Raw genomic sequence first — 21,437 nt, forward strand, 5'->3', positions numbered from 1 at the left:
CTGTCCTCTCACTCAAGCGTTCGATCATTTCGATCACAACGAATATTTCAACTAAACGCCGACTATAAGTGAACGCCGTTGCGGTGTCAATCAACGGCTGCCAAAACAGTACTTTGCCCCCAGGTACACCAGAAAACACCTTGCAATAATCCGGCGTCACTCACGGTCATAACGTCGTGCTTGAAAAAATCAAGAAGAAACCGGACAAACTGCACTCCGGCAAAGATGGTTTCCCCCCGCCCCGCTTCGATTCCCGGCAACTGTTCGCGTTCGTCAGAGGTCAAAGGCGCCAGACGACAGCTCAAGGCATCAAGCTGTAAAGCTTGAAGGTGAAAGTTGTTGATTTTCTCCGGGCAGTAGTCCGTCATTTTCATCTGTGCCGCGGCCAGGGTCGTCACGGTACCAGCGGTACCGACCAGTGCCCAGTCCTCCTGGTGCACGGCGGGCCACAACCCGGCCCTGTTCAGATCGTTGATCAACTGCTCGGCGCAACACGCCATCAACTGATGCGGATCCTCGCAGTCACATAAGGAAACAACCCCGATGGGATAGCTGTTCTGAAAACGCAACTGACCACGCTCAACACAGACAAACTCGGTGCTGGCTCCGCCGACATCAAAAATAACCGCGCGTTGCGGAGGTGGGTGCAGCGCCTGCAAAACACCATGCGCCATATAGAGCGCTTCATGTTGACTGTCAAGAACCTCCAGGCGCAACCCGGTTCGTTCTTGGAGCACGGTGATCAATTCTTGACGGTTATGTGCGGCACGCACAGCTTCTGTGCCGACAACACGGATATCACGCTGACCAAAATGGGCGATGGTCGCTGCAAAAGACTCCAGCGCCGCAAGAGTTGCGGTAAGAGAGGGTGTGGACAGAGTGTGATGTTCAGCAACACCTCGTCCAAGATGGGTGACCACATGGTCGTAGTGACGGTAAATCAGGGTGTCCCCAACCAGATCGGCAATCAACAACCGAACGGTGTGGGAGCCCACATCTATCACAGCCGCCACTATTTTTTTCCGATGAGGGCTCGCGAGACGCTATGCGTATGATCACCGATCTTTTCGAAATTGTGCAACATATCGATGAAGATCAGCCCCGGAGTCACCGAGCATTCACCGGTATTGAGGCGGGCGATGTGATTCAACCGCAGTCGCTCTTCTAGATCATCAATACGGTTTTCCATAAACTGGGCTTTTTCACCGATCGTGACATCTTTGCGTTCCATGGCTGCTTTGACAAAGGCAAGAAATTCGCGAGTGTGCCCGGCCAGATCATCAAACTCGCCCATAGCCATCTGGGAGAAGTTGACCCGTTCCTCCATTTTTCGCAATCCGAGCTCCCACAGGTTTTCACAGTAGTCGCCAACTTTCTCCAGATCATTAACCATATGCATCAACGATGAGATCTCTTTAGATAATTCTTGAGAGATGGGCCGCTGGGAAACCGCCACCAGAAAATCGATGATCTCCTTTTGCAGCAGATCGATGAGATCCTCTTTTTTGCGCAGTCCTTCAAGCATGCGGCTATCACGGGTCCGCATAAAGCGCAATGTATCATCAAGACATTCAAGGCACAGCTCGGCCATGCGGTTGGTTTCGGAACGCGCCTGACTGATGGCCAGCGGTGGTGTATTGAGGACACGATTGTCGATATACTTGAGATGGAACTCTACCTCAACATCTTCACCGGGAACCAGTCGGGTTGCGAGTTTAGCCAGCAGACCAACCAACGGCAAAAAAATCAGCACATTGAGCACATTGAACAGACTGTGGGTATTAGCAATATGGCGGGCAATATAGGGTTTGTCGCCCACGGCCATCATCAGATCATGCGCCTGTTGCTGGGTGGTAATAACAAAATCGGCGTCACCGGGTGTCAGCCACTCGATAAACGCCGTAAAGTAAGGAAACAGAAGTAACATGTAAGCCACGCCGATGACATTAAACAAGAAATGCGACATGGCGGTGCGTCGCGCCGCGACGTTGGTTCCGATGGCCGCCAGATTGGCGGTAATCGTAGTGCCGATGTTCTCGCCGAGAATCAGTGCCATGCTGCCTTCAAAGGTCAGCAAACCGCTGGTAGCCAGAGCCAGAGTGATGCCGATGGTGGCGCTGCTGCTCTGGACAATGACTGTCAGCACAGCGCCTACCGCCACCGCCAGCAGGTGATTATCTCCTACCAGGGTGAAGATGTGGCGAAACTCTTCACTGGTCTTGACCGGGTCGAACGCATGCTTCATCACCGACAAGCCATAAAACAAAATGCCGAAGCCGAGGATAATTTCGCCCATGTAAACCCAGCTTTTACGCTTGGAAAACAGTTTTAGGCCGACCCCCACTCCAATGGCAGGCAGGGCGAATTTGGTAATCTTAAAAGCGATCAACTGCGCCGTGACCGTGGTGCCGACATTGGCGCCAAGCACCACCCCGATCGCCTGAACCAGCGACATCAAACCGGCATTGACAAAGCCGACCACCATGACCGTTGTGGCGCTTGATGACTGGATAATCGCCGTGACGGCCAGTCCGACAAAAGCAGCGACATAGCGATTGTTGGTCAACGCAGCAAGAATCTTGCGCATCCGGTTTCCGGCGACCTTTTGCAACCCCTCCGACATGATCTTCATGCCAAACAGGAACAATCCCAGACCACCCAATAATCCAAACAGCAAGTCCTGGCTCAACAACGCCGACATAACAAACCTCCACGATCCGTTCATTTCGCCCGAGACTGAACGAACCCCGTGCTTCTACAGCGCCGCCAGCCACTTGACGAGACGCCATCGAAAGATGAGTTTTTGATGAGTTTTACTGACAAAAAACGTTGCGAATATAACCGAGGTGTCGCTGTTTGACAACCGCAAAAAGGGTTAAACTCATGAACGTCCCCCCTCCTGTTAATACCGCCTGCAACAGGATCGGAAACCGGGGATCAATAAACAATCAAAACGGTATAAAAACAAAGAGATGAAACCTGTGGCATGACAGACAGTTCTGCCACACCGAAAAGTCTCTTGCACTCAATCGTTACCTAAGAGGTGTGAGATTCAACAAAATCCGCCAGGGCGTTCAACGTATCCAGTGCTTCACGGCCGGTGTCTTCCCCACCGATGCGCACATTGTAATGACGCTGCACAGCAACAACGATCTCCACAGCATCCAGCGAATCCAGTCCCAGAGGGGAATCCGGACCGATCAACGAGACCTGCGGATCGATCAGATCGGGATACTCCTCCTGAATATGGCAGGCTTCGATAATTAGATCTTGTAACTCACGATAGAGTTGTTGACGACTCATGACACGTCCTCCCTAAAAAAATCAACAGCGCCGACGCAGGCCGCGCCAGGCAAAAAAACAACAGACAATAAAGCAGATCACCAACCGCAACAGATACGGCCAGGTTTCAGCCAAACATCCACCGCGCAACACGAGAATCTGCATGGCTTCCATCCCCCAGCCCAGCGGCGAAATGACACTGACGTGCTGCATCACCTCTGGCATCAGATAGACCGGGATCATGATCCCACCAAGGGCGGCAAAAATAACAATGGTCACAGCTGCCGTCAAGCTGGCCTGTTGACTGCTGCGGGCATAAACACCGAGCAACAAACCAAAACCGCAGGCCGCCAGAGCAACACATAAACTGACAACCAACAAAGACGGCACCTGGCCGTGAAGATCAAGATGGTCGGTTCCCAACAGGGGTAACAGCGTCCGGCCGACGCCGAGCATCAATGCAAACTGCACCAAGCTGATCATCAGATAAGCCACCACTCGGCCGACCAGAAGCGGCACCATGGAACCGGGGATCATCTGCAGACGGACAAAGACTCCTTGAGAGCGCTCCTGTAACATCACCGTGGCCAGCGGCAGAACAATAAAGAACAGTCCGAAGATGGACCAGGCTGGAACATTGTGCTGTATCGATGTGGGCATGGTAAATCCCGCTTCGCTCTCCAGCGGAGCCACCATCATTTCGCTGGACTCAACGCTCACATCCAACTCAAGCGGATGTTGCGCCAGTGCTTGAGAAAACATCGGTCCCAATTGCACCGTCACATAATGTTCGACCCGTTTCGGCAGGTAGCGCTGAAAGGCCTCAAGGCATAATTCGGCACGATGGCGGCGGACAAGTTGATCGATCAGACCGGTCAATCCGGCACGCAGGCCGCCCTGAACCGCCGGATCAAAGGAGTAGAATAACGATGGCATTGCGCTGTCTTGAGATGATGCAGGCGAGAAAAGCTGTCGTCGAACCTGACTGTCCACCGCCTGCTGCAGAGAGTGGCTCAGCTGAGGCGACAGATAGACCCCGAATTGATAATCACCCCGTTCAACCTGGCGTTGCGCTTCGACAAAACTAAGATCGTCAGTTGCCACAGAAACGCGCACGTCTCCCTGTTGCTGCAACTGACTGATAAACCACGGCCCAAAGGTGGCCTGATCATGATCAACAACCAGCACATCAACCGCGGCTGCTCCCGATGTTTTAAGAATATTATCCTGAACCAGACAGACTACCAGCACCAATGCCACCGGCATGATAAACAGCACAGCCAGACCACCGCGGTCGCGCCGCAGCAATTGCAGTTCCTTGACGATCACCGCCCACAGTTGCCCTATCATATCAATCCCTCAACTGCTTGCCGGTCAGCTTGAGAAAAAGATCCTCAAGATGAGCACATTCCGGATGATCAGCCATCAGAGCATCAACCGCCCCGGACACCACTTCACGCCCTTCGTCGATCACCACCACCCGTTGACACAGTTGACTGACTTCCTCCATGTAATGGGTGGTGTAAACCATGGTCATGCCATCTGCGTTGAGTTGCCTCAGGTTGGTGAGGATCTGATGGCGCGACTGCGCGTCAATGCCAACGGTTGGTTCATCAAGAAACAGGATTTGGGGCTGGTGAATGATTCCGGCAGCCAGATTTGCCCGTCGTTTCATGCCGCCGGAAAAGGTATCAATGCGCCGCTGGGTGACATCTTCCAGCCCGGTCATTGTCACACTGGCCGTCAGACTCTGCTCAAGGTGGGTACCGCTCAAACCGTACAACCGTCCCCAAAAACGCAGATTTTCAGCCAACGTCAGGCTGGGGTATAGTGCTAGCTCCTGTGGGACCATACCGATCAACCGGCGAACCGATTGAGGCGATCGCAACGCATCCACCCCATGAAGGGTCAACGTGCCGCTGTCGGGACGCATCAGCGTCGACAACATGGAGATGGTAGTGGTTTTCCCGGCACCGTTGGGTCCAAGTAGAGCAATCAGTTCTCCCGCCTGCAACGACAGATCAATGCCGTTTACCGCAGGAGAATTCTGGCCTCGGTAGTGTTTGACCAGTGAGGAAGCCTCTAGAGCCAGGCAGGTCATCCCTGTTTCAACTTTCGCTGCACGTCCTTCACCACCAGTCGCAGATCACAGTAGAACGGTTCCTCAACATCCGCCTGATGAGCAACCTGATCAGCCAAAGTAGCAAACGTGATTGAATCATCACGGCCCTTACAGCGCCGGGCGGCATTCACCGCCAGGCCACGCCAACCATCACCGATCTCAGTCAACCGTTCGGCCAACCAGCTCAACTCTTGATGATCGTAGAGTTCCGCACATTCCTGAAGAAACGCCGCATAGATAAAACGGAAGCCAGCGCCGCCGGTACCGATCTCTTCCTGCATGCGAATCAGTTGCGCCAGACAGGAGATTGCTCGCCGAGTGCCGTAACGTTGTTCCCATTGACGCATGCTTTTGGCCAGAAAGCGCATACCACGAATGCCGCCCACCGGCACCGGAGCCTGCATGTCGCGACAAACGATTTTCATGCCGCGCAACGCCGGTTGACGTAGATCGGTTACCTGCGGCGGCTCTTTCAAATAATAACAGCGGCCGCGTGGTGCCAGAGCGCCCTGGGCAAAGCGGGCTTTAACCAGGTCATCGGCCTCACACCACACCAGCTCCGGCATCACCGGGTCACTGATCAGATAGCGAGACCCCTCTTTACCAATCACAATCAGATTGTGGGCATTAAAATGAAAACGTAGTGCCGCGGGGATATACGGCAACCAGAACACACTGGTCTGAACGCCAACAGCAACCCCTTCGTCAAGCAGCCGGTCCAGATCATCCATGGCCTGCTGCTGACTGCGGTAACGTTGCTGATGCACCGGGCAATGCAACCCCTTGGTCACCCGGCTGAAAATGCCACCCGGACGGCAGCGATAGGTAGTCAGTGGCAAGCCATTGAGTTTGACAAACGGTACATAGCCGAAAAACAGACCGCCACCAAGACCAAAGGCCATGGCCTCTGAAACAGGCAATCCGGCATGGGTCAGCAAATTGGCCACCGCGCCACTTTCACAATGCGCCGATTGGCGATGAGGAAAATCGACAATCATTCCTGCTCCTCATCCGCCATAGGCAATTCATCCTGCTCGGGTACTTCGAGCAGTTGTTCCACTGTGATATTGAACAAGCCGGCGTAACACTGTCGATAATAGGTGGACAGGTTGTCAAACACCTTGGGCTTCAGGTGGCGTCTTACCCGCCAGCGGGCAATGCCGGAATAACGTGACAACAGAGCGACATCCATCTGCGCACGGGTCATATAATAAGCCAGCGGACTCATCTCGCCCTTGGAAATCTGGGCGCGCACCAGTTCCAGTTCCGCCTGAATATCTTCCCACGCCAGACGATTGGCACAATTGACCGGCTCCCAACCGGCACTGGGCGTCAGGCAATAGCGGCCCTGATCATTGAGGGCATAACTGACCACTTTTTTGTCATCCAGAACACCTTTGTCCTGGGGCACTTCCTTGTCTCGCATAACGTCTAACGTCCCTTCCCAATCCCCCGGGTCACCCGAATCGCACCAAACTGACCGTCTGCACTACACTTGACGCTGGTCACCTGACGGATCGGTGCGCACTCTTCCTCTCGGCTACACAGCGCATGGCATTGCTGGTCACGAACCATAAGCGCAGCGGCCACCAGATCAAAGGCCTGACCACAGGGCAAACTGCCGTAAACATGACTGCAACTGGTTTTCGGCGTACCGATACTCTGGCGGTACCAACTGGCACTATTGCGCTGACCATCGGCACCGAGCAGCACCGGGGATCGCTGAATCAACGCATCGCCACCCGACTCGATATGACCGCCACAAAGAGCATCAATATAGCCATAGCGCGCTCTTTTCGGATCACGACTTAAGACCAGAAACGCTGCGCCCTCACCGGGGATCGCCGTCTGTTTATCAAAAGCAAACGGCTCAATGCGTTCAGGAACCGGCTCATCAGCAAAATAACGGCCATAACAATAGTTGAGCACGGCACAATGTTCATCAACACCGCCAACCAGCACCGTATCCACCCGGCCCTGTTGCAACCAGCATACAGCATTGTGCAACGCCGCCGTTACCGACATATCAAATTGGCTCAAGGTCAAATTCGGGCCGTGAATACCCAACTGCATCGACAGGTAGGCACCGGCCACATTGTGCACCGAGTTTGAAAATGCCGTCGGCGAAGCGCAATGATCGCCATCCTCCAGCACTGAATCGAGAAACCCAAAGGTGGTGGCCGCAGCTCCGTAACCGCTGGCGACGATCACGCCAACCTTCTCCCGTTTCTCGGCATCAATTCCGGCATCGGACAACGCCATACAACCACCGAGCAACGCCAGGCGGGAATAATGATCAAGGCGGCGCAGAGAACGCTTGGCAACAAATTCATCCAGGCCATCGGTTTTGGCGAGAAAAGCCGGGTAATAGGCCTGCCCATCGCCATGGCACTGGTCGAGCATCTGTGGTCGGTCTGTTTCCTGCTGAAGGGCGCGGATAAAGGCGTCTCCCCCCTGACCAAAACCTCCGACACAACCGACCCCTTGAATTGCAACGGCTTGAGAAAGTAGATTCATCACACCACCTCCCCGCGCTCAAACACCAGCACGGCATTGTTACCACCAAACGCCAGTGATTCAGACAGCGCCAACGAACTATCAAACTCATGCACCTGGGTTACCGGCACTGTCGCCAACTCATCATCCATGGTCGTAAACCCGGCACTGGCGGGAATTTTTCGCCGCTGCAAGAAACCGAGGACAAAAGCCGCCTCAATCGCCCCGGCCGCGCCGAGGGTATGGCCGGTGTAGCCCTTGGTAGAATGAAACGGAAGTCCTTTGAGACAGTCACGGAGCACCAGACTTTCCACCCGATCATTGTCTTTGGTTCCCGTACCGTGGGTATTGACAAACCCCAGTTGCTTCGGTTGCACGCGACTGACGCGCAATGCTTCGGCCAGCGCCTGCTTGAGGCCTCGCCCCTCCGGATGTGGTGCCGTCAGATGCCAGCCATCAGTACCGCTGCCATAACCGAGAATATAGCCCTGAGCCGGAACCTGGCGATGGCGGGCACTGGCATCCGATTCGAGCACCAACACCCCGGCGCCTTCGCCCAAGTTCAAGCCACTGCGCTCGGCATCAAACGGACGACACAGCCTTGTCGAACTGATCTGCAACGAGGCGAACCCGTTATAGGTGGTACGACACAACTCATCCGCACCGCCAGCCAACACCACATCGCACAATCCGCACTGAATCCACGCCGAAGCCAGTCCGATGGCATCCGTGCCCGAGGAACAGGCATTGACAATGGTCTGAGTCGGACCGTTAAAACCGAAATGACGACTGATCACCGCAGCCGGATTGCTGCCGAGAAAACGATTGATCGGTGTCATCTCCGGCGACGCTCCATCACGGTAACCGGCATAAAACGGCTCGTTGTTCATCGCACTGCCCACCGTGGTGCCCATACACACCCCGACCCGCAGACCACGTAATGCCTCCAGTGACCACCCCGATTGGGTCACGGCCTGCCCGGCGGCAGCCAGACCAAGGCGGCTGGTGCGCAACATGTCACGCTGACTAACCTGCTCAAAGTCGTCAGCGATGGAGAACACCGGATAGACATCAGCGTGCGTGGTCGTAAATCGTAAAGGATCACCACCATGGCGCTCGCCGCCCAGCATGGACGCCATCGCTTGTTCCAAGGTGTTGCCCGCTGCACTCAGGCAGCCGATTCCGGTCACCGCAATGCGATTTGCCATTTATTTACTCCTGATTGGCTTCGATGAATTCAGCCAAGCTGTTGATGGATTGAAGTGCCGGACGGCCCTCTTCCATATCCTTAATCTCGACACCAAAATGCTTCTGAACCAGCACCACCAGTTCAACGGCATCCAGCGAATCCAGACCGAGACCTTCACCGAACAACGGCTCATCATCGGCAATCTCTTGCGGCGTGATATCCTCAAGATTAAGATCTTCAACCAGAATCTTTTTAAGTTTTTCTTTGGTTGTCATAACGTCTCCTGTTCAAAACGGTTGATTCCACTAGCTTATTAATTGTCATCCCACATATCAAAGAAATTGTAAAACTGGTACGGATTTTCCCGGCAATAACCGGCCAGGGCATCCGCATACTGTTGCACATAAGGTCGATAAGCCTCGGCTTTGCGCCCCAACCCCTGCGGCACGCGTATCTCGTCGATCAACTCCATTTCATAGCGATCACCGGCGCTTTTACGCGTCATCATCACCACAATTGGTGCCCCAGTGGCTGACGCCAACTGAAACGAACTGAACGGCAGCGCCACGACATCACCGAGAAACTCCACCGTCACCACATTACGCTCATGGGGCGGCAGCCGGTCGCCCATCACCGCCAGAATCATACCCTGTTTCAACACCCCCATCATTTCCAGAGTACCACCAAGAAAACCACGTGGATCAATGGTGCGATAGGGGCATTCCTGTTCGGCATATTCGTAATAGTGCCGCTCCAGACTGCCGTCATCCTGATGCATCACCATATGCACCGGCTCTTCGAGAAAGTTCAGCGCCGACATGGCTACCTGCCAGCAGCCGACATGGGACATCATCAGGATCATCCCCTGACGACGATTGCGGATCTCCAGCAACTGTTCCCGTCCATGCAGAGCCACCTTGAGCCGGTCAGGTCCGAGCATACCGACCACGGCCCGATCGACCAGCACCTTGCCGAAATCGAGAACCATCCGGTAGCTGTGCCACCACAGGCCATCTTCACCGGCCTCCACAAAGCGCCGCTTGAGGTACGGTCGACAACTGCGCCGCACCTGGGGGCGAAACAGAATATAAAAGGCGACGACAAAATACAACAGTGCGTATGCCGCCCGCCGTCCGCCACTGCGAATCATCACATAAAACGCCTGATAACCCAGCTTTGAGCCAAGGGGGCGTTGCACCTGTTCGCTGGTTGATTCTGCCAATTTTTCGCTTGTCTGTCCGGTCATGATTCCCCGTGCTCCGAACACGTCTCTTTAACGGTTTTATCCATATCGCCTACCAGGCCCACGGCAATGACATATACCAGTCCACCCACCACAACGGCCAGCAGCGGTCCCACCAGCAAAGAGCCGAGAAACCACTCATAGACCCGCTCCAGTGCCTGAGCACCGAGAGTCTCCAACGAGATGTCCGTCAGCCAGCGACCATGGCGCAGATAGAAGCCCACCTCGATACACAGCGCCGGCACCAGCGGCGGCATGCACAGATTCCCCGCCGCAACGGCCAGATAGCGGTTGAGGCCGAGAAAGCCGGCAACAAACAGCGTCACCACCGTGTGGCAGGCGATCAATGGCAATGCGCCGAGCAACACTCCCACGGCCATGGCCAGTCCGATTCTGGCCGGGGACACATTCTGCGCCAGCAACTGACGCAATGAACTCACAGGCCGTCGCCAACTGAACGGCGGTTGTTGTCGCTTGACCAGCCGTTTATGCGGCCAGGGCGCAATGGAACGCAGGCACAGCCGGGTATTGAGCCACGACAGCCGCAGGTTGTCCGTCAATTTGTTAAAATGAGACACCCGCGCCTTTCCCGGCGCATAATAGACCTGAATCGGCACGTCGCGCAGCGGCACACCGGCCCAATTGGCCTTGACCAGTACCTCCACTTCAAACGAGTAGTGGCAATCACTGAAGCTCAAATGATCAAACACCGCCAGCGGATAGGCTCGATAGCCGCTCTGCACATCGCCCAATGTCTGACCGGTCTGTACCCTGAGCCAGAAATTGGAAAACCGTCGGCCAAACCGTGAGCTGCCCGGAATATCCGCTGCGGTAAAATCACGCAACCCGACATGAATCGCCAGCGGCTCCTGTTCAATCGCGGCAAAAAACCGCGGCAGATCTTCGGGAAAATGTTGCCCGTCAGCGTCGAGGATAATCAGATGCCTCATTCCCTGCTGTTTGGCATACTCCGCCGCCGTCAGAATCGCCGCTCCTTTGCCGCAATTGTGGTTGTGTCGCAACACCGCAACGGGCAAATCGTCAATCAACGACGCCACAGCATTCTCACTGCCGTCATCCACCACCAATACCTGATCGTGTTGCTGCAGACAGCGCTCCACCACGTCACGCAAGGTTGCCGCGTGGTTGTAGACCGGAATCGCCACCAGGATTTGAGAACGGTCCGTCACTCCCGTCACCTTATCACCCCTCATCGCCCAGCCGTTTCCCTTTGCGGGCAAACGACAGGAATCCGCCGAGATTGCGGACAAAGCGCCCCCAACTGTGCGGTGACTTCCACAACATGGTCACATAGCCCCAGATCACATCATTGCGGCGAAAGTGTTTCTTGTAAAAGGTCAGAAACAGCTCTTCGAGCTTTTCCTCACTCATGCCATGAGGAATAAACTGGAAACGCATGCAATCCATTTTGGCCCAGTCTTCGTCAAACACACCCAACTCATGGATGTTTTCGTAGAGCGGCGAGCCCGGAAACGGCGTAAACTTGGCAACATTGAGATCATCAATGGGCAGTTTGAGAATGTAATCGATACTGCGTCGCACGCTCTGTTCACTCTCACCGGGCAGGCCGACCATCATCAACCCTTTAACGCGAATACCATGTTTCTTGATCAGACGGATGGTGTTGGCCAACATGTCAAGATCGGGATTCTGACGGTGCTGGGCCAGCAACTCGGGATCACCGGTCTCAATGCCGAGGCTCATCATCCAGCAGCCCGCCCGTTTCATCAACGCAATCAGTTCATCATCGACATGCTCAGCACGGATGGCGCAGTTAAACGTCATGCCGAGGGGCTGGTCAATCATCCGCTGACAGAAATCGATCACCCGCTGGCGGTGAAACGTGAACTGATCGTCATAAAAGTTGATATGACGGATATCGTAACGCTCGCGCAGATGCTGCAGATGACGGTACAGATAATCTGCAGAGTTGTAACGAAACGTGCGCCGGAACACCGAGCGGTCACAGTAACTACACGCGTACGGACACCCACGGCTGGAAATACAGCTGGTGTTAGGCGCTTTGGGATAATTGAAAATCGGCAACTGATACGCCTCGGGAAAACCCTCCAGCTTATCGTAAGCCGGAAACGGCAGTGCATCCAGATCGAGTGCCGGTTCACGGTAACCATTGAACACCACTTCGCCATCATCAGTGCGACACACCACGCCTGAAAGGGCTGTATGATCATCGTTGGTGGCCGACGCCAGTTGATAGAGGGTCTCCTCCCCTTCGCCGACCACCAGGGCATCCAGCTGCGGATAATCACTGAGTAACGTCTCTTTTAACGCCGACACATGGGCACCACCGGCTGCCACTTTTAGCCCGGGGCAGGCATCACGCGCCAGTTCGGCAATGCGCACCCCATCGAGAAAACTGGAGGTAGTGCAACTCAGCCCCAGCCACGCCGGACGGTGCTGACGCACGTAATCACAGATCGCCTGATCTGAGTCGGGCCGCGCGTAACAGTCGATGATATCAACCTGCAGCCCCCGCTCCATCAGGTAGGCAGCGATACTGGCCAGACCCAAAGGCGGCATGATATTGGCCAGCCGCGATACATCGTGTCCGGCCTGGCCACTGGCGTAACCAAGGGGATGTACCAGCAGAATCCGTTGTCGATCCAGATCAGCGTGCACGGCGTCTCCTGCGGCCTGGAGTGTCAAAACGGATCAGATGATCCCACAAAATTCCCTTAAAGCCGAAATTGTTCATTACCGCCATCTTCTCCTGGCCATCTGACGGTGGGAAGATGCGATCACGGCGGCCATTGAACGAATCAAGAATCATCTGGTTCATCGGCTCCACCTGGATGTGCGGTGAAAAATAGTAGATCGGCTTGATCAACGACGCGCCCGGCTCTATCACATTATCGGCAATGGCTCGCTCCAATAGGCGCGACTTAGGCAGAATCCGGATGCCGGAAAAAGCAAACACCACACAGTGCTCCAATTTGGCAATATTAGACAGCCCTTCAGCCACCGTCTCCGGCGTCTCATTCGGCCCGCCGAACATGATGAAATGGGCACAGGGCACCTGCTCGGCAATGGCCGCCTGCTGACAGGCAAGCACTTCATCAAAGCCAAACCCTTTATCAAGTCCGGCCAAAGTGGTGTCGCTGGCGGCATCGGTTCCCATCTCCATGGCATACAGCCCGGCACGTTTGAGCAATTGCAACACCTCACGGTTCAACCCCTGAGGTCGGAAGAAAGCACACCAGCGGATATCGAGTTCACGGCGCACCATCTCTTCGGCCAACTCGAGATATAAACCCTGTGGATCGTTAAAGATCGAATCGGTAAAAAACACCGTACTGGTGGCGTGGTCGCGTTTAAGACGGGCCAAATCCTCGACCACCGCATCCACCGGCCGTGGCCGGAAACGGTGGCCTTCCAAACCGGGATAGGTGCAATAGACACATTTAAACGGGCAACCACGTTTGGTCTGTAAATTGATCAAACCACTGTGCTGCTGGTAATAGTCGACAAATTCCGGCACCAGTAACGGTTGACCCATCTCATGGCCCTGCAACGGTTGACTGCCACAGGTGATTGCCTCAACCTTTTCACCACGGCTGATCCGGTCGATCAACGTTGGTACGGCTTGCTCCCCCTCGCCCACCACACCATAATCGGCACCGAGGTAGCTGAGAATCTCTTCAGGGAGAATGGAAAATGCCGGGCCACCAACGACAACCGGAGCCGAGCTGATGGTACGAATCGTTTCGATCAACCGTTTGGCATCCGTGAGATACCAGTTTTTATCCGAGCTGAATGAGTCGACATTGTCGATGTTGCGCAACGACAGGCAGACCACATCCGCATTAAACGCTTCCAGATCTCCCTGCAGACGACGACAGTCCTGGTCATACACCAGAAAATCAAACTGCCGCACCTCGTGTCCCGCACCATCCAGAGCACCGGCGACAATAGCCATGCCCAGCGGATACACCGGATACGGGTCCGTGGAGATGTTGGAGGAGATCAGAAAAACACGACTCATGACGCGGTCCTGTTCAAACTAAACTGACGTTTGCGCTTAGTATCGTAACGGCGATAGGTACCGTCATCCATTTCACGAGCAATAACCTGTTTGAACAACTTCCCCATTTTCAACTGGTAGCCACCATCGGCGTTGAAGGTATCCCAGGCGTAATAGAACAGATCCTGCAGGGTGTCCACAGACATCTGCTTCGGTTGAAACACCACCTTATCCGCCGTGTAATCCCCCCAGCCGTTATTGAGCAGACGGCCCTCTTTTTCCAACTGTGCACGGATCGGCGAATGAGGGAACGGCGTAAGAATGGTGAACTCGGCGACATCCAGCTCCACTTCGATGAGAAAATCGACCAAACGCCGGATATCGTCAGCACTTTGATCATCAGTACCGAGAATGATGGTGCCTTCGACGCCGATGCCGAAATCCTTGAGCCGTTTGATGCGGTTACGAATAACATCCGACGTGTCAAAAACCGCCTGATACACATACCAGGCTCCGGCATCAGCAGCCGCCTTAAGGACGTCGTCGTCATCAAGCAACGGATGAGACACCCACTTTTTCTTGAGCGGCTTCATGGCCTCAAAAAGTTCCAGCAGCCACTGTTTGTCCTGAGCCATGGAATTATCGACAATAAACATGCGGTTATTGGGAATCGCCTCCATCTCGGCGATAACCTTTTCAATGGGCCGGGGGCGGAATTCATGACCACCAAGATAACCGGTACAACAGGGAAAACATTTGAACTTACAACCGCGCGACGCATGCACCAGATCGAGCATCTGAACGCCACGATAGTTGTAACAGTCACGATCAAGAATCTCACGCCGTGCCGTCCCCACCAGTTCGATGGGCGGATGTTGCTGCAGGTAGTTGTACACCGGCTTGAGTTCACCACGCTCAAAGTCGCGAATCACCTGCTCGGTACGCCCTTCCGCTTCACCGATAAACACACAGTCGGCATGTTGCTGCACCTCCTCGGCGTGCAACATGGTGGCAATGCCGCCGAACATGACGGTTCTTCCACGCTTGCGATACTCGGCAGCAATCTCAAAGGCACGCGGCAACTGACAGGTGAGCATGACGGACAGTGCCACAAGATCAGCCGGTTCATCAAAATCCAGGGTCTGGACGTTTTCATCGGTAAAACTCACTTCAACGTCTTCAGGAATGGTCGCGGCAAAGACCACCGGTCCATGAGGCGGCAGGTGAAACTCGGTTTGCCGTTCCAGCTTCGCCCAGCGTGGATAAACCAACTTCATTTTCATCGATTGTTCTCCCTTTTTGTTCCCTTTATGCGTTCATTCGTTATCGTATCAGCAGATGGACGCGTTCAACGTCAAGCACTGCTCTTTAGTCCGATCCAACGTCGCGCTTCCGCCCCTGTCACGACTTTAACCGTGCGACCAACGCCATGGCACAGGCAATGGGCTGTCCGGACAGGGACAAGGCACCAGACGCCTCACGTGTCAGGGTCAATTGTGCAGAAGGTGCCGATTTATCCACCACCAGAAACAGGCTACCAGGTGCCTGCAACACGCCGTAGCTATCCAGATCACAAAACCCGACCACCACGGCTTCGGCCTCACCGTTATCCAGCAGATCAAGCGCATTGTCCACCACGGCCAAACCGTCTGGACGGCAACTGTTAACCACCTCACAGCATCCGGTTAATCCAAAACGCAAAGCCGCTTCACCAAGAAAGGTGTTGGACAAGGTATAGGCAAACAGTTGCGGACTGGCCAGAGCACCATGCTCGGGAATCACCGTGGTAAAATAGTCGCAATCGGTCTCCAGACAGCCGCTGTAGGTTTCCGCCAAAATGGCCACCGGTCGTTTCTCCTGCCAGTGGTCCATACCGGCATCCTGCAGGGCCAGAGTAATGCCGGCCAGACCCAGCCGCGAAAACGGGTCCATCCGTCCAAAACGGCGGTCCGGTTTATCAAACAGATCCTGGCGCTGCAGTTGCGGTAACGTACCGGGACCAAATCCGGAAAAACCACTGCTGAAACCGCGACCGAAACCATAACTGCTCACCCAGCCGAATCCGGCAATACGATAGGGGTTCATCCGTCCCTCCGTTTCAGCAACAGCGCGGCATTGACACCGCCAAAACCGGAATTGGTCGACAACAACACATCGCCACGGAATGGTTGCGGCACATTCTTCACCCGTTCACCGGCCAGCGGTTCAGCCTGTTCCAGGCCACAGGTGGGCGGTAAACTGCGTCGGCGCAATGCAGGCAACGCCAGAGCCACTTCCAGACCACCGGCGGCCCCCAGGGTATGACCGAGGGCTCCTTTAATGGAATTGATCGGCAGATGCCGGTCACCAAACAACTGATTAAAAGCGGTCAACTCCATCATATCGTTGTACACCGTGCCGGTACCGTGGGCGCTGATGGCCGCCACATCATCCGCAGCCAGTCCGGCGCACGTTAGCGCCTGTTCCACCGCAAGGATCAGTCCACAGCCGTCACGGGCCGGAGCGGTAATATGGTTGGCATCATTGGCAATGCCCCAGCCACACAAGTGGATATCCGTGGGCAGACCATGTCGGAGGGCAGTATCCTCATCCATCAACACCACGGCCGCCGCTCCTTCTCCCAGGGTCAAACCACTGCGTTCAACGTCAAACGGTCGACTCGGCAAACGCGACAACGCCTGTAACGCCGAAAACCCGGACAAGACAAACTCACTGACCAGGTCGGCACACACCACCACAACACAGTTGGCCCGGCCGTGGGCAATCAACGCAGCGCCACGGGCGATGGCCTGAGTGGATGACGCACAGGCGGCATTGACATTCTGCCCCGGATCAGCGCTGCCCAGCTTATCCGCCACCCAGCGGGTCATGGTCACCGGCAAACTGGCTTGCAGTTGCGCGGCTTCGCGGCCATCGCGCTGGCCCTGCTCCAACAGGTCAATCGCCCCTTTGGTGGTTGCGGTAAACAGACGGGTCTCTTGCGGCAACTGCGGCAGTTGAGCAAGCACCTGATCGAGCAGCGGATACAGCCGTGAGCCAGTGGCATCGGCGGCCAGGTCCGGGACACAGGCTGCCACCTTGGCGAGATAATGGTCGGTATTAAACCGGTCCACCTCGGCGATTGCCGAGCGCCCGTCGTTCAAAGCCTCCCACGTGGCATCAAGGGACGTTCCCAAGCCGGTCACGGCGCTGCCGTGGGTAATCACAACGTTTTTCACAGGGTTCCCTCTTTCCAGCGACGTAAAAAATCCTGATAAAACGGTGGTGGCACCACCAGAATATTATGATCGGTATCCAACAACATCTGGACACTGTAACCACGTGTGACCACCTGTTGTTGTTCATTGCGTAGAATAAATTCAAAGTTCAACCGCGCCGCTTCCGTCCAGTGCCACAAACCTTCGATGGTAAACCACTCCTCAAAACGCAACGGCTGAACATAATCAATGTGCAATTTCTTAATTGGTGCGACAACGCCTTGAGCATAGAAATCCATATAGCCCAAACCGTAATGCGCTCCGAGAGCAACGCGAGCATCTTCAAAATAGCTCGGATATCGGCCATGCCAGACAATGCCTACCGCATCCACTTCTTCAAAACGGACGTGACGTTTAACAGTCAACGTCAGCGGAGCTGGTGCCTGTTCGATTACTGGAAACCACCCTTTTTTTGCCATAAACCTCTATCCCCTACGCCAGCGTCAGCCAGAACGTCGATGCCAGTTCATCATCAACCAGCAACGCCGCATCAATCACCGACTTGCCACGCACCGTTTTGGCCGTACACCGCACGACAATGCGCTCCTGTGGACGCAACTGCCGATGGAACTTGGCCCGTTGCATGGCCTGCGGCGATTGGGAGACGAGACCAGCCTGTTCGGCAACAATCTGCGCCATCAGGACCTGGATCACTCCCGGCACAATCGGATAGCCGGGAAAGTGGCCGCTAAAACCGATAAACGCCTCACTGAGAACAAAGCTTTGCTCCGCCGTGTCCTGTTCGATGCGCAGGTCAGTGCAGCTTGAATGGAGTATTTCATTGCGTACCGGACTGGTCATAGCTTTCGCACCGCCTCCATCCACAGGGTCAAACGGTAGTTTTTATCGTCAAGCACAATCATCGTCGGTGTCCGCAACATTGCGGAATCAGAGTCATTGAAATAATCCACTTGCCAGTTTTCATCGTCTGTCGCAACACGGGTGGTCTGCAAACGGATCGGATCACCGCCAAACGTAAACTCTGCTCCGCTTTGTACATTAGAAACCAGTCGATACGGCTGACCGTCACAACGCGGCAGCAAGCGATCGCCTGCCTGGGGCTGCGGTGTTAAGAAAATCCGCCGGACACTTTGGGCCACGACCTTGGGCAATTGCGGATGTTCTTCCAACAACGGCAAAAGATAGTTCAGGGACATATCCTCGCCGGTCACGGTCACATCAAACAATTTCACTCCCATGCTGTCCATGGCCACCAAACGCGCCTCATGCGCAGCACAGTCGATACGCAACACACCCTGCAATGGGATCTCCCGCCAAGACAGTTTCAGCACACCACTTTGCCGACACAAATAACGCTGCGTGCCGCTCAACCAATGCTGAGTCACCAGTTGTAACGGACTTAGGCCTTCACTGACCGCTCCCGAATGGGGAGGTAACGTGGGACGACCGCAGGCGGTCAGAACCACAGCGAGCAACAGAGCAATCAGGGCGTAACGCTTCATGACGATCCTCCCTTGGGCGAAGTTGAGCACCAGTGGGCATAAACCGTCGGCACCACCAGTAAAGCGGTCAGCACCGCAGCACTGATGCCGAACAAAACAGTCAGCCCCATGGAGGACATGGCCGGATGACGCGCCAACGCCAGTGAACCGAACCCCGCCAGTGTGGTCAGAGCCGACACCAGCACCGCCTTGTCGGTATGCATTCCACTTCCATACTGACAGCGATTGACCATAAAGATCCCGTAATCCACACCCAATCCGATAATCAGGATTGCAGCAATCACATTGAACAGGTTAAACGCCAACCCCAGCCAGCCCATAACACCAAACATCACCACCAAGCCACCGAGCACCGGCAACAAAGCCAACACCATTCGACTCAGTCGGCGATACCACACCGCCAGCACCACCACAACAACAGCCATCGCCCGCAAGATAAAGGTGATAAAGTCATGACCGACTTGAGCACTGAGTTGCTGACGAAACTGACTCTGGTCAACAACAACCACACCGGGAATCTGTTCCAGACGGCTGTCCAGTTCCAGAGCACGTTCCTCTCCAGCCTTACCGGTGTCGAGCAATGAGACCACGGCCGTGCCCTGCGGAAGATCAGTGACCAGCAAACCCTCAATTACCGTCCCCAAACCGGCCTGTTGCCAGAACGGCAAATTGAGGAGTGGCGACGGTTGCGACAACGCGGTGTCAAACGATTCAAACGCCGTGGCTGAAAATCCCTGTTGCTGCGCCAGTTCGAAAAATCGCTGCCATTGCGGCTGATGCTGCTGCCAGAAATCCTGCCAGCGAAACAGGCTCTGCTGTTGGTGTTGCTCTGTCGGCAGAAGTGTTGCCAGGGACACCAGAGAGGCGCTGCTCTGTTGTGACGCAATCAGCTCGGCGACACGTGCATTCACAGCCAGAGCATCGTGTTCAGTGTTCCCCTGAGAAAAGATCAGGGTACGGCTTCGCACATCGCCCCACACCTGTTTCATCAACGCTTCACCATGGCTTAACGCAGCAGTCTGAACACTCAAACGGCGCAGATCACCATCAAAGGTCAGTCGACTGCAGCCGAACGCGGCGACCATAACAACCACCAGCCAGATCCACGCGGCACGAGGATGATGGCGGACGGCCTCATGACGGGATCGGGCCATGGCCCCCGAAGCAATACCGCACAGATGCGGCATGACCACCAGTGCCAGCAGTAACGCTGCAGCAATGGCTGTCATAGAAAACACCGCCAGTTGTCGCTGCCCCGGCAGAGTCGAATACAACAGGACGCTGAACGCCATAAAGCTGGTCAGGGCACTGCCCACCAGCGGACGTGTCAACCGCTGCAACGCCCCGAGAGGCGCACCACCACTGCGCAGAGCAAAAAACACATGCAGGGTGAAATCAACAGTGATCCCCAACAGCACAGCACCAAAGCCCAGGGTGATCCCGGACAGTTGTGGAAACCAGACCGTTACCATAAAGGCGGCGATTCCCAACACCGATGCCGGTAGAAAAAACACCCACAGCGCACGCACATTACGCAACAGCACCATGAAAATGAGCAAAATCGCCACACTGGCCACACTGAACACCACACGGATATCTCGCTGAACAGTGTCGGCATTGGCCACGGTATAGCGGTGTCCGCTGACCACGGTAGCCGTCACTTCTGGCGGCAAGGTCTCCAAAATTGCAGTATCGATCTCCGAAAGCAGGCGGCGACTTGCCGTCACATCGCCAATCTCCACCGTAGTATCGACCATCAGCAGACGATGACGACCGTCACGACTGACAAAGGCGCCATGTTCGCCGCCGGCACCGGCAAACGGATTCAAATCACGCAGATGGTCAGCGCTTAATTGCCACAGTTGCAATGGATCGCGCTGGAGTTGCCCCTTGGTCCACCACCCCTGCGGCGTCATGAGCTGACTCTTGATCTGAACAAGTCGCTCCGTCATGATCGCATCATCAGCGAGACGCTTGGCGATCACTTGCAGATCCTCTTCCGTCACCAGTCGCGGCAACGCCTCACTCAAATGACTGAGCAGTGTGGCCTGCTGTTGGATCGGTGGACCGTCCGTGACCGTTGTCTGCAGTCTCTCTTCCAGGGCCACGGCCAATGCTTTACCACCCGCCTTCAGGATCGCTTGCTGTTGCGGATCGCTCACCTCAAGATCGATAAACACCTTGCGGGCAAAAGGGGCACGCTGCAGCCAGGTAAAATCATCGCGCACCGTGCTACCGGTTGCATCCGGCAACATGGCATCGATGGTTTCCTGTGGCGTAAGACGCATCAACAGGGCAAAGCTGACCACGACAAACAGGCCGTACACCACAAACAGCAACCGTCGGTGGCCCTGAAAATAGTTAAAAAGTACCGAGATCATC

The 21,437-nt window shown here is 55.1% G+C and carries 21 protein-coding genes; all 21 read right to left on the reverse strand.

What is annotated here, in order from left to right; all coding sequences use genetic code 11:
• Positions 1–86: 86 nt before the first annotated feature.
• A complete protein-coding gene (locus tag DACE_RS06685) occupies positions 87–1,013 on the reverse strand; it encodes a Ppx/GppA phosphatase family protein (protein ID WP_040366466.1) in 927 nt (308 codons plus the stop codon).
• Positions 1,013–2,701 carry a Na/Pi cotransporter family protein gene (locus DACE_RS06690; RefSeq protein ID WP_005999595.1) on the reverse strand — a complete coding sequence of 563 codons (1,689 nt, stop codon included), beginning with the start codon at positions 2,699–2,701 and terminating at the stop codon, positions 1,013–1,015. Before DACE_RS06690 ends, DACE_RS06685 begins: the two co-directional genes overlap by 1 nt.
• 335 nt (positions 2,702–3,036) lie before the next feature.
• Positions 3,037–3,303: an acyl carrier protein gene (locus DACE_RS06695; RefSeq protein WP_005999598.1), complete on the reverse strand. Its 267-nt coding sequence runs from the start codon at positions 3,301–3,303 to the stop codon at positions 3,037–3,039.
• A gap of 21 nt (positions 3,304–3,324) precedes the next feature.
• Positions 3,325–4,632, reverse strand: a complete 1,308-nt coding sequence (locus DACE_RS06700) for an ABC transporter permease (protein WP_005999600.1) — start codon at positions 4,630–4,632, stop codon at positions 3,325–3,327.
• 1 nt (position 4,633) lies between these two features.
• A complete protein-coding gene (locus tag DACE_RS06705) occupies positions 4,634–5,383 on the reverse strand; it encodes an ABC transporter ATP-binding protein (RefSeq protein ID WP_005999602.1) in 750 nt (249 codons plus the stop codon).
• Positions 5,380–6,402: a BtrH-related acyltransferase DarH gene (gene darH, locus DACE_RS06710; protein WP_005999604.1), complete on the reverse strand. Its 1,023-nt coding sequence runs from the start codon at positions 6,400–6,402 to the stop codon at positions 5,380–5,382. The genes DACE_RS06705 and darH overlap by 4 nt, the downstream gene beginning before the upstream one ends.
• The gene (locus DACE_RS06715; RefSeq protein WP_005999607.1) at positions 6,399–6,830 is read right to left on the reverse strand and encodes a DarG family dialkylresorcinol biosynthesis protein; all 432 of its coding nucleotides are present in this window, start codon (positions 6,828–6,830) and stop codon (positions 6,399–6,401) included. Before DACE_RS06715 ends, darH begins: the two co-directional genes overlap by 4 nt.
• A 5-nt stretch (positions 6,831–6,835) precedes the next feature.
• A complete protein-coding gene (locus tag DACE_RS06720) occupies positions 6,836–7,921 on the reverse strand; it encodes a beta-ketoacyl synthase N-terminal-like domain-containing protein (protein WP_005999609.1) in 1,086 nt (361 codons plus the stop codon).
• A complete protein-coding gene (locus tag DACE_RS06725; protein ID WP_005999611.1) occupies positions 7,921–9,108 on the reverse strand; it encodes a beta-ketoacyl-[acyl-carrier-protein] synthase family protein in 1,188 nt (395 codons plus the stop codon). The genes DACE_RS06720 and DACE_RS06725 overlap by 1 nt, the downstream gene beginning before the upstream one ends.
• Positions 9,109–9,112: 4 nt before the next feature.
• On the reverse strand, positions 9,113–9,364 hold the full coding sequence (locus DACE_RS06730) for a phosphopantetheine-binding protein (protein WP_005999612.1): 252 nt from the start codon (positions 9,362–9,364) through the stop codon (positions 9,113–9,115).
• 38 nt (positions 9,365–9,402) lie between these two features.
• Entirely contained in the window at positions 9,403–10,335 is a 933-nt protein-coding gene (locus tag DACE_RS06735) for an LpxL/LpxP family acyltransferase (RefSeq protein ID WP_005999614.1), read from the reverse strand.
• Positions 10,332–11,522 carry a DUF2062 domain-containing protein gene (locus DACE_RS06740; RefSeq protein WP_040366467.1) on the reverse strand — a complete coding sequence of 397 codons (1,191 nt, stop codon included), beginning with the start codon at positions 11,520–11,522 and terminating at the stop codon, positions 10,332–10,334. Before DACE_RS06740 ends, DACE_RS06735 begins: the two co-directional genes overlap by 4 nt.
• A 13-nt stretch (positions 11,523–11,535) precedes the next feature.
• On the reverse strand, positions 11,536–12,993 hold the full coding sequence (locus tag DACE_RS06745) for a B12-binding domain-containing radical SAM protein (RefSeq protein WP_005999618.1): 1,458 nt from the start codon (positions 12,991–12,993) through the stop codon (positions 11,536–11,538).
• On the reverse strand, positions 12,983–14,356 hold the full coding sequence (locus DACE_RS06750; protein ID WP_005999620.1) for a lipid biosynthesis B12-binding/radical SAM protein: 1,374 nt from the start codon (positions 14,354–14,356) through the stop codon (positions 12,983–12,985). Before DACE_RS06750 ends, DACE_RS06745 begins: the two co-directional genes overlap by 11 nt.
• A complete protein-coding gene (locus tag DACE_RS06755) occupies positions 14,353–15,618 on the reverse strand; it encodes a B12-binding domain-containing radical SAM protein (protein ID WP_005999622.1) in 1,266 nt (421 codons plus the stop codon). Before DACE_RS06755 ends, DACE_RS06750 begins: the two co-directional genes overlap by 4 nt.
• Positions 15,619–15,736: 118 nt before the next feature.
• On the reverse strand, positions 15,737–16,420 hold the full coding sequence (locus DACE_RS06760; RefSeq protein ID WP_005999624.1) for a beta-ketoacyl synthase N-terminal-like domain-containing protein: 684 nt from the start codon (positions 16,418–16,420) through the stop codon (positions 15,737–15,739).
• Positions 16,417–17,553, reverse strand: a complete 1,137-nt coding sequence (locus DACE_RS06765) for a beta-ketoacyl-[acyl-carrier-protein] synthase family protein (protein ID WP_005999626.1) — start codon at positions 17,551–17,553, stop codon at positions 16,417–16,419. The genes DACE_RS06760 and DACE_RS06765 overlap by 4 nt, the downstream gene beginning before the upstream one ends.
• A complete protein-coding gene (locus DACE_RS06770; protein WP_005999628.1) occupies positions 17,550–18,011 on the reverse strand; it encodes an acyl-CoA thioesterase in 462 nt (153 codons plus the stop codon). Before DACE_RS06770 ends, DACE_RS06765 begins: the two co-directional genes overlap by 4 nt.
• A 13-nt stretch (positions 18,012–18,024) precedes the next feature.
• The gene (locus tag DACE_RS06775; RefSeq protein ID WP_005999630.1) at positions 18,025–18,393 is read right to left on the reverse strand and encodes a 3-hydroxyacyl-ACP dehydratase FabZ family protein; all 369 of its coding nucleotides are present in this window, start codon (positions 18,391–18,393) and stop codon (positions 18,025–18,027) included.
• Positions 18,390–19,055, reverse strand: coding sequence for a DUF3261 domain-containing protein (locus DACE_RS06780; protein WP_005999631.1), 666 nt, complete (start codon positions 19,053–19,055; stop codon positions 18,390–18,392). The genes DACE_RS06775 and DACE_RS06780 overlap by 4 nt, the downstream gene beginning before the upstream one ends.
• Entirely contained in the window at positions 19,052–21,436 is a 2,385-nt protein-coding gene (locus DACE_RS06785) for an MMPL family transporter (RefSeq protein ID WP_005999633.1), read from the reverse strand. The genes DACE_RS06780 and DACE_RS06785 overlap by 4 nt, the downstream gene beginning before the upstream one ends.
• Between the last annotated feature and the right edge of the window lies 1 nt (position 21,437).

The organism is Desulfuromonas acetoxidans DSM 684, assembly GCF_000167355.1.
Taxonomy (GTDB): Bacteria; Desulfobacterota; Desulfuromonadia; order Desulfuromonadales; family Desulfuromonadaceae; genus Desulfuromonas; species Desulfuromonas acetoxidans.